11 protein-coding genes are annotated in these 12,237 nt (G+C 58.8%); 5 read left to right on the top strand and 6 right to left on the bottom strand.

The features are described from left to right. Positions 1–66 precede the first annotated feature (66 nt). From ABEA58_RS05355 to ABEA58_RS05345, 3 genes are all read right to left on the bottom strand, one after another. Complete coding sequence (locus ABEA58_RS05355) at positions 67–717, bottom strand: YiaD family glycine zipper/OmpA-like lipoprotein (protein ID WP_345549540.1); 651 nt, start codon at positions 715–717, stop codon at positions 67–69. A gap of 667 nt (positions 718–1,384) precedes the next feature. Further along, positions 1,385–1,612, bottom strand: coding sequence for a SlyX family protein (locus tag ABEA58_RS05350; protein ID WP_345549538.1), 228 nt, complete (start codon positions 1,610–1,612; stop codon positions 1,385–1,387). Next, positions 1,613–2,758, bottom strand: a complete 1,146-nt coding sequence (locus ABEA58_RS05345; protein ID WP_345549536.1) for a serine hydrolase domain-containing protein — start codon at positions 2,756–2,758, stop codon at positions 1,613–1,615. Positions 2,759–2,855: 97 nt separating this feature from the next. Here ABEA58_RS05345 and ABEA58_RS05340 point away from each other — a divergent pair, with 97 nt between their 5' ends. After that, positions 2,856–3,320 (top strand): PaaI family thioesterase, encoded by a 465-nt coding sequence (locus ABEA58_RS05340; RefSeq protein WP_345549534.1) that lies wholly within the window; start codon positions 2,856–2,858, stop codon positions 3,318–3,320. A 33-nt stretch (positions 3,321–3,353) separates the two neighbouring features. On the opposite strand, the gene ABEA58_RS05335 is transcribed toward ABEA58_RS05340, so the two are convergent. Then, entirely contained in the window at positions 3,354–4,205 is an 852-nt protein-coding gene (locus ABEA58_RS05335) for an ion transporter (protein WP_345549532.1), read from the bottom strand. 197 nt (positions 4,206–4,402) lie between these two features. Between ABEA58_RS05335 and yciH the strand changes: the two genes are divergently transcribed. Then, a complete protein-coding gene (yciH, locus tag ABEA58_RS05330) occupies positions 4,403–4,747 on the top strand; it encodes a stress response translation initiation inhibitor YciH (protein ID WP_345549530.1) in 345 nt (114 codons plus the stop codon). A 1-nt stretch (position 4,748) separates the two neighbouring features. Here the strand turns inward: yciH and ABEA58_RS05325 are convergent, their stop codons facing one another. Together ABEA58_RS05325 and ABEA58_RS05320 are read right to left on the bottom strand one after the other, a co-directional pair. Continuing rightward, the gene (locus tag ABEA58_RS05325; protein ID WP_345549528.1) at positions 4,749–7,286 is read right to left on the bottom strand and encodes a M48 family metalloprotease; all 2,538 of its coding nucleotides are present in this window, start codon (positions 7,284–7,286) and stop codon (positions 4,749–4,751) included. A 292-nt stretch (positions 7,287–7,578) separates the two neighbouring features. Beyond that, positions 7,579–8,292, bottom strand: a complete 714-nt coding sequence (locus ABEA58_RS05320) for a TetR/AcrR family transcriptional regulator (protein ID WP_345549527.1) — start codon at positions 8,290–8,292, stop codon at positions 7,579–7,581. Positions 8,293–8,438: 146 nt separating this feature from the next. On the opposite strand from ABEA58_RS05320, the gene ABEA58_RS05315 reads away from it, so the two are divergent. Genes ABEA58_RS05315 through ABEA58_RS05305 form a run of 3 tightly spaced genes read left to right on the top strand, consistent with a single transcriptional unit; the run spans position 8,439 to position 12,208 of the window. Beyond that, a complete protein-coding gene (locus tag ABEA58_RS05315; RefSeq protein ID WP_345549525.1) occupies positions 8,439–9,332 on the top strand; it encodes an SDR family oxidoreductase in 894 nt (297 codons plus the stop codon). Beyond that, positions 9,332–10,945: an acyl-CoA carboxylase subunit beta gene (locus ABEA58_RS05310; RefSeq protein WP_345549523.1), complete on the top strand. Its 1,614-nt coding sequence runs from the start codon at positions 9,332–9,334 to the stop codon at positions 10,943–10,945. The genes ABEA58_RS05315 and ABEA58_RS05310 overlap by 1 nt, the downstream gene beginning before the upstream one ends. Positions 10,946–11,002: 57 nt before the next feature. Continuing rightward, positions 11,003–12,208, top strand: coding sequence for an acyl-CoA dehydrogenase family protein (locus ABEA58_RS05305; RefSeq protein WP_345549521.1), 1,206 nt, complete (start codon positions 11,003–11,005; stop codon positions 12,206–12,208). The last annotated feature ends 29 nt before the right edge of the window (positions 12,209–12,237 follow it).

The raw sequence follows: 12,237 nt of genomic DNA, 5'->3' as shown, positions 1-12,237 counted from the left end.
TTATCCAATGAGTCGTCATCAATAACGAAAATTGCAGCGCTTTACGCCCTGCCTGTTTGTCTCATATTACTTGAGCGGCAGCAACTCCAGTTCGACGCGACGGTTGGCCTGGCGACCCGCTTCGCTGTCGTTGCTGGCCAGGGGGTAGCGCTCACCGTAACCAACGGCCTGCACTCGACCGCTGGCGACACCACGACCGGTGAAGAAATCGGCCACGGAGTTGGCCCGACGCTCACTCAGGGTCTGGTTATAGACATCGGATCCAGTGCTGTCGGTATGCCCGCTGACGCGGATCGCCGTCTGATCAAACTCCTTCAGCACGATCACCACCGAATCCAGGGTGTCGTAGAAACCGGTACGGATATCGGCGCGATTAGTGGCGAAAGTAATGTTGCCAGGCATGATCAAGCGGATGTTGTCACCCTCGCGCTGAACCCGCACCCCGGTACCCTCCAGGCGTTGACGCAGAAGCATTTCCTGGCGGTCCATGTAATAGCCGACACCACCGCCGATCGCCGCGCCGCCAACGGCGCCGGTAATGGCACCCTTCCTGCGGTCTTTGTCGCTGGCGGTAGCCGCGCCAATAATGGCACCGGCAATCGCGCCCGCACCGGCGCCTTTTGCCACATTACTGGTTTTGCTCTCGCCAGTGTAGGGATCGAGGGTGGTACAACCAGCCAGTGAGCCCAGTGCGAGAATCGCTACCCATTTTTTCATCACATGTTCTCCTAACGCTTTTGGGATGAACGGTCTTATTTTGCGGAAGATGTTATATCTTTTGTGAAAGATGCTTTATCCCGAACATTCGGGGGAGTATCCCGGTTGCAACTGACTCGAAGCTGAACCGCAGTCTCCTTTTGAGGCCTCGAAGCCTAGGGCGAAACCAACATGGCGTCCAGCGCCACCTGGCACAAAATCACTTTCTTTTATTCATCGGTGCCTCCCAAAAGCCGGACTGAGCCCTGAGGAGTACCCACCACTCTTCTTCCACAGCTTCTGTGGATAACTTTGTGTATGAAGGGGTAAAAAATCTCGCCAAGCGGCACTATTCCTTGCCCCCAGCACTTTGCACACTTTTTAACCGCATGGATTTTATCCTTTTAAAACAGTTAGTTACGTCAATTTCGGAGCGCGCAGTACCAATTACAAAGACATGCACAGCTCGTCGCAGACATGGGCACAACTCATGTGGAAAAGATTTTGTCAACTCTTGACTTCAGAAGAAGAATCAAAATTTTTAGAAGGATTTGTACTTAACTGACAGATGGACAATAACGTCAGGCAATTAATGCACTGGCGTACAAAATATCGACTATGCGGGGAGGGGGGGAGAGAAGCCTGTGAGTACCTGCGGGGGCCTGGAAGTCTCACAGGAACTGCGGGCTCAATAGTGGGGCGGCTTTTCCTCGCCAGGTTTTCTGCCCCCCTGCACCTCAAAGGACAGGTCCTGGTATTTGTCACCCAGGTCTCTGAGGCGCTCCAGAAGCAGCCGGATACTGCCATCCTGCCGGGCAATAACGTCGTTGAGCTGGGCCAGGGTGTCTTCCTGAAAGGCAAGACGGGTTTCGAGTTCCTCGACCCTCTGCTTCAGGTCGTCGATTTCTGAGCGCATTCAAAGCATCCCGTAAAGTTGTTGCAACAGGCTCACCGCGCGCCCATCCATAAACAGGCTCTGGCCCAGCCGCGTACTGACATAACCAAAACCCAGTTCCCGCTCGGGGTCGGCGAACCCCACGCTGCCACCGGCACCAGGGTGACCAAACCCCTGCGGACCGCCAAAACGGAGATCTGCGGCGCTACCACTGCGGATAAATCCGCAGCCGAAGCTCACCTCCGCCTGCAACACCGCATCCTGGCCACTACTCTGCTCACTGCCCGCCTCGCGAATCAGCTCTCTCGGCAACAGGGTGGCGTCTTCGCGGGCCAGCTCCCCATAGAGGACAGCGAGGTCAAGGGCGCTGAAGTGGCCATTGGCGGCGGGAATCATCGCTTCGCGCCAGGCGTGACTATTGGTCCCCATCACAAGACTGACCGGGTTGGAAAACGCCATGGCCACGGCGCTGGTCCGGTCTGCCTTGATCGCCCGGCTGATGGCATTTTCCCGCAGCTCTGGCAGAGGTTTTTTCAGCGGGCCAACATCGGCCACTTGAGCAGAACGATGCCCGAACGCACCAAAGCCGCCATGCAACTCCAGCGGTTCAGCCAGTCCCTGCCGATACAGCTGTGCCAGTGGGGTGGCAGTGGCACGCTCCAGCAGCCCACCGACAGTCCAGCCATACAGAAAAGGGGCGTATCCCTGCCGGCTACCGGGCTCCCACCAAGGCGCACTGGCAGCGACCTGGGCACAGGCTGCGTCCCAGTCATAGATCAGGTCATCGGCCACCTTGTCCTGAAAAGCCACCACGCCGGAGCGGTGACTGAGAAGCTGGCGCAGGGTCACCCGCTCCTTGCCCCGCTGGCCAAACTCCGGCCAGTAGTCCGCGACCGGACGATCCAGCTCGAGCTTTCCCGCCGCAACCTGCTGCAGCGCCAGCGTCGCGAGGACGCCCTTGGAGGAGGAGAAGACATTGGCGATGGTGTCTTCGCTGAATGCCACATCGCCTTCCCGGTTGGCGCTGCCACCCCAGAGGGAGACAATGGTCTCGCCATGTTGCTGCACCGCCAGTGCGGCGCCGGTATCGCCCCGCTCACGAAAATTATCAGCAAAGACCCCGAACAGGGACTCAAAGCCGGGCGCACAGTAACCAGAGACTTCCATCAGTCAGACCCACCGAAAAAATGAGGCGCAAGGGTAATTTCTTCCCTACCCCAGCGCAAATGGTTAGCATCATGCCGGTACCATAAGGAGACAGCCCATGCGTGACGGCGCAGCCATTCAGGACCAGATCCCCGACAACCACTGCTTCGGCTGTGGCCCGCAGAATGACCATGGATTGCAGATCAAAAGTTACTGGCGCGGCGAGAACGAGTCCGTCTGCGAATTCACGCCCTTACCCCATCACTGTGCTGGACCCACCCGCTACCTCAACGGTGGCATCATCGCCACGGTCATCGACTGCCACACCATATGCACCGCCATTGCGGATGGATACCGGCAGGCGGGCCGTGATACGGGGACTGGCAACAAAATCTGGTATGCAACCGGCAAGCTGGAGGTGCAGTACCGGGCCCCGGCGGAGATAGACGAGCCAGTTGAACTGACCGCAAAAATCCTCGAGCGCACAGAGCGCAAAACGGTTCTGAGCTGCGAACTCAAGAGCGCCGGGCGCCTCTGCGCGACGGCGAATGTGGTGGCTGTCCGCGTACCGGATAACTGGTAGGGACGCTGTTCCCTCGCGGCCCAGCTCCCCGGCCTACCCCGTGCCGCCCCACTCCTCCTTTTTGAGGTCTTCCACCTCGCCTAGCTTGTACCCGCAGAACTTGCAGTACTCGGCGTCGGCATCATGCCCGGCGCGGCTGCAATTGTCGCAGCGGCTGAGGCTGCGCTCGCGACCCAGCTCCGAGGCCAGCTCGGCGGTAACGATTCCGGTGGGAACAGCAATAATGGAGTAGCCGATCAGCATGGTCAGCGAAGCGATGGCCTGCCCCAGAGGGGTGTGCGGGCTGATATCCCCATAGCCCACGGTGGTGACCGTAACGATGGACCAGTAGATGCTCTTGGGAATACTGGTAAAGCCATTGGCTGGCCCTTCAACCGCGAACATCAGCGCGCCAAACAGCGTGGCAATCACGAGCATGCCCGAATAAAAGACCAGAATCTTGCGCCGCGACTGCCAGAGGGCACGCATCAATAAATTGGCGTCGCGCAGGTAGCGCACCAGCTTCAGCACCCGGAAGATGCGCAAGACCCGCAGCAGCCGGATAACCAGCAGGTAGCCGGCACCGGTGAACAACAATCCCAGATAGCTCGGCAGAATGGCGAGGAGATCCACAACACCGTAGAAGCTGAACAGGTAGCGCCGACGGTCTACCGCACAATAGATGCGCAGTATGTATTCAATGGTAAAAAGAGCGGTAAATACCCACTCGAGGACAATCAGCTCGGTGCCAAAACGGGCCTCGATACTCTCCACCGAAGCCAGCAGTACCAGTGAAACACTGATCAGGATGGCCCAGATCAGGATGACATCGAAATTCTTGCCGGCCGGAGTGTCGGTGCCGAAGATTACTTCATTGAGCCATTTGCGCTTGCCGGTTAATGCCATAGTCCCTCCTGGAAAAACGCACTATAGCGCCCCGTTCGACCCTCTACCAGAAACCCGACTTAACGCGCCGCCGCAAAGCAGCGGCTCGACAGGCCCCTGACTCAGGCATTAAGATCCGCCACCCCTCAGCGAAGACTGCAACAGCCGGGTAACCAACCGATACCAGAAACGCCCATGAGTAGCATGAGTCATGAGTCATGAGTAAAGAAGGCAGAGGAAAAAACCGCGATAACCGACTCGTCTATTCCACCGATCGCGGCAGGATCAAGGACGAGCCGGCACCCGAGCGCGTACACAAGGGCGACGGCGTGGTGCGCATCCAGCGGGAAACCAAAGGCCGCAAGGGCAAAGGGGTAACCTGTGTGCGCGGGCTGCCCGGAAGTGACACAGAACTCAAACTGTTACTGGCGGAACTGAAGAAACGCTGTGGATGCGGCGGCACACTCAAAGACGGAATCATCGAGATTCAGGGCGACAAGCGCAGCGAAATTCAGGCCCTGCTTGAAGGCAAAGGGATGAAGGTGAAGCTGGCCGGAGGCTGAGTCACGCCGAAACAGCCAGTAGCCTCAGCGGGCGAACTCCCCTCGCCCTCTCAACCTCCAGACATGGCCCGAGCACCTTCGCCAGCACCACCCGGTACTGCGCAAGAAACTCTGCGGAGGCCACCTTCAGCTGGGTCTGCAACTGCCTCAGCATCACCTCCTGCGCTTTAGCAGCACGTGGCAGTTTGCCCTCGGCAATAGACCCTACCCGCTTCTGCAGCTGATTGATCACCCCTCCCTGCGCCAGTCGCGGGCACCGGTTCAGGTCTGCAAGTAACCCCATCCACTCCCCCCGGGCCAGATCCACTAAGCGCTCGGCTACCGGGTGCGCGGCGCGACTGATACCCGGCAGACGCTGCCGAGCCTGCGCCAGAAGCGCCACGTAGGAATCGATGTTCTCCAGACGCGAAGCCAGAGTCTCAAACTCCCCCAAGGTCTTTATGTGCCTGTTGACCACAGTGGCCATATCCCGCGGCATTGATTTACAAGCAGCCTTAATTCTCAGCGCGAATACTGAGTGAACTGCGCGCACCTGCTGCTGAAGGTTGTCGAGGCGCGCCTCGTTATCCCGTAGAGTCTTATCTGCGGCGGAAACGGTAGCCCCGCTCAGAAGATATTCCTGTGCATCCACGGGCAACTTGGCCTTGAGCAGCATTCTGCCCAACTGCATCCTGGCAGCCCGGTTTTCCAGCTCAGCAAGCCGAGCCTGAGTTTCCCCCAGCTCCAGCAGTTCCCCGCGCAGCCAGTCAATGCAACCCTGCAGGTCCAGCGCCGCCAGCGACCCACTCACCGGCGACCCCATCGAAAGCATGCGCAATGGCACGATGCGGTTGAAGTATTCCCGCAGAACCGGCATGGCCTCCTCCATCTCTCGGGTTGCGGCCAGCAACTGCCGGTGCCCCACCGGCTGCGCACCCAATCCCTCGCCACTACTCAGCTCGGCACTGAGCGCGGACAGGTTGCGAAAGAGTTTTTCAGTGGAGAAATTACCCCGCATCATGGGTTTAACAGAAAGGAATTCCACTTCGGCGATTCGGTTAATATCCGCCGGCGCGGATAGCGCCCAGGGGTCAGCCCGGTGTGTCATGGCCAGCTCAAGGCTCTCGCGGGTTTGCGCGTCGAGGTGCCCCATAAGCCACGCCACACCGGCAGGGAAATCGGCAAGGCGCTGGTTCACGAGGCAGGCCCCACGGTTGGCTTCGGCCGCAATCTGCGCCGAGTGATCCAATTGCCACCACTTTTCGGTGAATTGCGAAAACCCATCGCTGCCGATGATGATCGCCATCTGGCGGTCTGCACGTTTCTGCAACAGATCAGCAGCACCTGCTGCTAGGCGCCGGTGAAGTGTCAGCATGCGGCTCACCATCGCCGCCAGAGGTTTGGCGCCGTGGCCCAGGAGCTTATCCAGCCCGGCAAATACCGGGCTCGAGCGATCGGCCACATCCAGTACCCGGCCGCCCTCAAAAGTACTTTCCAGTGCCCGCAGCCGCTGGGCTGTGCCGAATACCAAGTAGCTGACCAACCCCCAGCCACGGCCTGAATAAAAACTCATCGCCCGCGCCAGTAACGCTATCAACTCCCGACCGCTGCAGGCCCTGACCGCGGAGAGGCCGACAAGCAAGGTGGTCCGCTGCCGCCACACATCGCCCAGAACTGCCGAGCCGGTGATACCAGCCCCCCGGCTCACCAGGATACGATCCACCTCTGGCAAACATGCGCGGCTCGACAGAGCCTCAAGTAACAGGAAAAGTTGTGGTGCATCCTGCCTGTTCAACGGCCGCCTCGCTTCTTCGGCAGTAGATTGCCCCGAGGCACTGCTTACACAGTTTTTTACCCGGAAGAAAGGCACGACAGTCAACCCCGCAACGAGCGCGATCGCCAACAGCGCAACAGCGGCAGCGCCAATGCTGCCAGCGGCAATAGCGCCCGATGCAAGCAGGGATGCTGACAGCTCCCAGGCTATGTTGATTACCAAGGAAAACAGCAAGATTGCGAGCAGCAGGAAGGCTCCGGGGACAATGGCTGCGGCCATCGCGCCCGGTAAAATTCTCAGACTGCTCGCGAAGGACTGACCCGGCAGCTCAGTATCCGCAAACAGCGCCTGGAGTTGTTCAAGTGCCTGGCGCTCACTAGTGGACCGCTGTTGTTGCCCACCGGGAAGATTGGAATGTGGATCGAGCTTTACGGTCTGCGCCAGCTTTACCGCGCCCTCCGTGGTGGACTCCCCAGCCGGCCCAGCATTGCCCCGGGGAGACTTCCGCCCTGTAGCGTTCAGTCTTGCCAACAGCGCGCGATTGTCGAACTTACCCGCCGGATAAACCGCGATTTTCAGACCAATTTGCTCCAGGCGCGCGCGGTACTCCACCACCTTGGCGCGACTCAACTGGTCCTTAATGACCCAGCCTTTGAGCAGTAACCTCTGGGCCTGGGAAGTGGGCACTTTGAGTAATTTGGCCGCCGTGGCGACAACTTCCGCCGCCGGCTTTTCGTGAAGTGTTGTTCCAGTGGATACGATCTGGAAGAGTTCCTTGCCAATCATTAATAACTCCAGCCCCCTGGGCCACGGTACTGACTCACATGGCGCTAAATTAGACAGAAGATTCGAAATAAGGAAGGCTGAGAACACTGAAAAGTGCCGACTGAAAAGAGAAATCTACTTCTCAACCTGAAGGGTGAGAAGGTTAACAATATTTTTGTGACGCACGCCACAATAATAGGCTATAGAGGTATAACCTGACGCCAATATTTACTATTTATGCGTCAATGGCACTTCATCGATGGATATCGAAATAAATATCGCAATGGGTAAAGGAATTTGAGAGATAACTTCACTAAGCGGGAGCGAAGACTTGCAGAATGCTCTCGGTAAGCTCTTCAAGCGAGAGAGACCGCCCCTCCGGTTTGAACCAGTTATGGGTATGCGCAATGGTTCCGCGGATAAGGCGCCGGCACAGAGCCGGATCCTCCAGGGGGCCGTTCAGCGCTTTGAAGACCTGTCGCCAGATTTGCTCGTAACTATAACGAAGCGCCAAAATCTTGGCCTGACTGTCGGGGGACAGGCTGCGCCACTCCATCACCAGAATTGAGAAGCCCGGCACCGAGAGACCATGCACCGCCTCGAGTTCACAGCGAATACAGGCGCGCAGCTGCTCTCTTGGCGTGTCGCGCGCAGCGACCTCAGCCATCATCAACGTCCGCGCATGCAGAGTGACCTCCTCCATCGCACAGCGAAGAATCTCCTCTTTGCTGGAGAAGTGATGAAAAATACTGCCGGAGAGGATTCCCACCTCCGCGGCGATATCCCGCACCGTTGTCCGCGCAAATCCCTTCTCCTCAAAAAGCCTGGCCGCACAGCCCAATAGCCTCGCCCGCGTCGATTGCGGGTCGGAAAGTTGACCATCGGCAACCAGTGCTGCGACCGGATCGGTAACAGAGGAGGCCTCCGGGCTGTCTGCCCCAGGCGAATCATTGGATTCCACCCCGGTGGCATCCCCCACTGCGGCAGCGGAGTTTTTGCGTGAAGACCTGTCAGCAGTCGTGGCCACTTTCACTTTCCTCATTTTTTGGCGCCCAATTCTACCAACTGTGCGAACCGTGATTGCCAACCAAGCAAGTGCTTGGTAGTTTCTTGCATTGTCAGCCCACACGGGCGGCCATGCAAGTACAGCAGTGGACATAAAGGAGAACATGTATGCCCTACCAGAGCCAGTTACACCCCGAAAGTTTCAGTGGGCAGACGATCATTGTAACCGGCGGCGGTAGCGGCATCGGTCGCTGCATCTCCCACGAGATTGCCAGCCTCGCCGGACACGTGGTGCTGTTGGGCCGCACCGAAGAAAAGCTGGCGGCCGTTGCCGATGAAATCCTTTCCGATGGCGGTAGCTGCAGTTACTACTCTGTCGATATTCGGGACGAGGATGCCGTTACCAGCACCATCCAACAGATCGTCGAGGCACGGGGCCAGATTCACGGACTGGTGAATAATGCCGGCGGACAGTTTCCGGCGCTGCTATCGCAGATCAAAAAGAAAGGCTTTGAGGCGGTTGTGCGCAGCAACCTGGTGGGAGGTTTCCTGGTATCCAGGGAGGTGTACAACCAGAGCATGTCCGAGCACGGCGGCAGCATCGTCAACATCACTGCCGACAACGTCGGCGGCATGCCGATGATGGGCCACTCCGGTGCCGCCCGCGCCGGTATGGAAAACATGACACTGACGGCAGCCGTGGAGTGGGCATCCAGCAGCGTACGGGTCAATGCCGTTGCCCCCGGGTACATCCTCTCCAGTGGCTTTGACACCTACGACCCGGAACTCCTAAGGCAATTTCTGCCGACTTTCCGCGAGAATATCCCCCTCGACCGCCTGGGCGAGGAGGCGGAGGTCAGCGCCAGTGTCTGCTTCCTGCTTTCCGATGCTGCCCGCTATATCACCGGCCATGTGCTGCATATCGATGGCGGCAGCAGCCTCAAACATCACTCGCCAATGTGGCGTCCATCCAACGCAAAAAATCGTAAGGCCTACAACGGCTTTCACCGCAGCCGCAGACCTCAAGTGGTCGAGGATCTGGAAGCCGAGGGGAAACTCTAATGCAACCGTTCAAATCATTAATCGCTACAGGGTCCGAGGACTTTGCTCGCAACCGCGATGCAATGGAAACCGCTATCGAGCAATTCCGCAGCGTCGAGCGCCTGCCACAGGAGGCCGCAGAGGCCCGGGCCAAGCGTTACCACGACCGCGGCTGGCTGCTGCCCAGAGAGAGGCTCAACCTGTTACTTGACCCGGGCACGCCTTTTGTCGAGCTGTGCCCCATGGCCGGCTACAAGCTTTACGACGATACCGATGGTACCGGAGCCGGTGGCGGCGCCATCTGCGGTATTGGTTATGTCAGCGGCCGACGCTGCGTGGTGCGCGTAGACAATTACGCGGTCAAAGGCGGCACCATTTCCCCGGCGGGCATGGACAAAGCCCTGCGTATGCAGCAGGTTGCACTGGAAAACCACCTGCCGGTGGTCACTCTGGCCCAGAGTGGCGGCGCCAACCTGATCTACGCTACCGAGACCTTTGCCCCCGGTGGCCGCGGCTTTGCCAATCAGGCCCGTATGTCCGCTGCGGGTATCCCGCAGGTCACCGTGGTACACGGTGGTGCCACAGCGGGCGGCGCTTACCAGCCGGGACTGTCTGACTATGTTGTGATGATCCGTGGCCAGACCGGCATGTACCTGGCAGGCCCCCCCCTGCTTAAAGCCGCAACCGGCGAGATCGCCGATGAGGAAACCCTCGGTGGTGCCGAGATGCACTGTCACGAAGCCGGCAGCGGCGATTACCTGGCGGAAGACGATGCCGACGGCATCCGCATCGCTCGGGAAATTGTTGCCACCCTGCCCCACCCAGAACCTAAAGCGCAGTCTGCGCAAAAGGAATGGCGTGAGCCCCAATACCCGATTGATGACTTATTGGGCATTATTCCCGCCGACAGCCGCAAGCCCTATGACGTCCGCGAGATAATTGCGCGCATTGCCGATGACTCTGCTCTGCTGGATTTCAAAACGGAATTCGATAACCAGACCGTGTGCACCCACATCCGCATTGAGGGACACAGTGTCGGCGTTATTGGCAATAACGGCCCAATTACCCCCCACGGTGCCAACAAAGCCGCCCAGTTTATCCAGCTGTGCGACCAGAGCGGGATTCCACTTTTGTTCCTCCACAACACCACCGGATTCATGGTCGGTACCGCGGTGGAGCAGCAGGGCATCATCAAGCACGGTTCCAAAATGATTCAGGCGGTAGCCAATACCCGGGTGCCGAAAATCAGTATCGTGGTGGGCGGCTCCTACGGAGCGGGTAACTATGCCATGTGCGGCCGGGGCTTCGACCCACGATTTATTTTCGCCTGGCCAAATTCTCGCACCGCGGTCATGGGTGCCGCGCAGGCCGGCAAAGTAATGCGCATTGTCACTGAGCAGAAAATGGAGCGCGGTGGCAGCGTGGACACAGGAGTGCTGGACAAGATCGAAACAGATACCGCGGCGTTCCTCGATGCCGGTTCCGATGCAATTTCCTGCAGTGCGCGCCTCTGGGACGATGGCATTATCGACCCCCGCGACACCAGGCGCTTGCTGGGCTTCCTGCTGGAAACCTGCCGCGAAGCAGAGATCAAACCCGGCGCGTCCAACACCTTTGGTGTCGCGCGCTTTTAATTTCTGGGCGGGTTTGCCCTGCCCCAAATAAAAATACCAAGGACTCGGAGAGACACCATGATCCTGACCGACGAACACCGTCAATTACAGCGCACCGTACGCAGCTTTGTGCAACAGGAGATCAACCCCCGCGTGGACGAATGGGAGAAGGCCGGCGGCTTTCCCACCCACGAACTGTTCCGCGAACTGGGCAAGCTGGGCCTGCTGGGCATCAGCAAGCCGGAAGCCTGGGGCGGGCTCGGACTGGACTTCAGTTACGAAGCCGTGTTCCTGGAAGAGCTGGGCGCTGCTGACTGTGGTGGTGTGCCACTGTCCATTGCCGTTCAGACCTCGATGGCAACACCAGCTCTGGCCAACTTCGCCAGCGACGAACTGAAAGAAGAATTCCTGACGCCGGCGATCAGCGGTGAAAAGGTAGCCTCCATCGCCGTATCAGAGCCGGGCGCCGGATCGGACGTGGCCGCGATCAAAACCCGCGCCCGCAGCGACGGCGATGATTACATCATCAACGGCGAGAAAATGTGGATTACCAATGCACCTTCCGCCGACTTCTTCTGCACACTGGTCAATACCAGCGATGGCAAACCACACCAGAACAAATCCCTGATAGTGATTCCCGCCGACACCCCCGGAGTCAGCGTCGGCAAACGCCTGCATAAAATGGGCATGCGCTCCTCGGAGACCGCGCCTGTGGCGTTCGAGGACGTGCGTGTGCCGAAGCGCAACCTTATCGGTGATGAGGGCAGCGGTTTCCTGCTGCAAATGCTGCAATTCCAGGAAGAGCGCCTGGCTGGTGCCGCACTGACCATTCGCGGCCTGGAAAACTGCATCAGTCAAACCATCGACTATGTGCGTGATCGCCAAGCTTTCGGCGCGTCACTGCTGGACAACCAGACTATTCACCATTCACTGGCTGAAATGCAGACCGAGGTAGAGTGCTTCCGCGCCCTGACCTGGCGCGCGATCGAAGCCTATATCGCCGGACAGGATGTGACCACCCTCGCCTCCATGGCCAAGCTCAAGGCCGGCCGCCTCTGCCGCAGCATTCCCGACAAGTGCCTGCAGTTCTGGGGTGGTATGGGTTATATCGAAGAAACCCTGATCAACCGCTATTACCGTGACTGCCGTCTGACACCCATTGGCGGCGGCGCCGACGAAGTGATGCTGGGTATCATCTGCAAGCTGATGGGTATTCTGCCCAGCCGCAAAAAAACGGATACAGCGAACAAGCCGGCCAAAGAGGCAAGCACCGTCGGCGAGTGATGACACTTTAGGTAATCACCGACGCTAAC

Source organism: Microbulbifer aestuariivivens (assembly GCF_039545115.1).
Taxonomy (GTDB): Bacteria; Pseudomonadota; Gammaproteobacteria; order Pseudomonadales; family Cellvibrionaceae; genus Microbulbifer; species Microbulbifer aestuariivivens.
The sequence above is the reverse complement of the archived record's forward strand: the minus strand, read 5'-3'. Positions and strand labels throughout refer to the sequence as shown.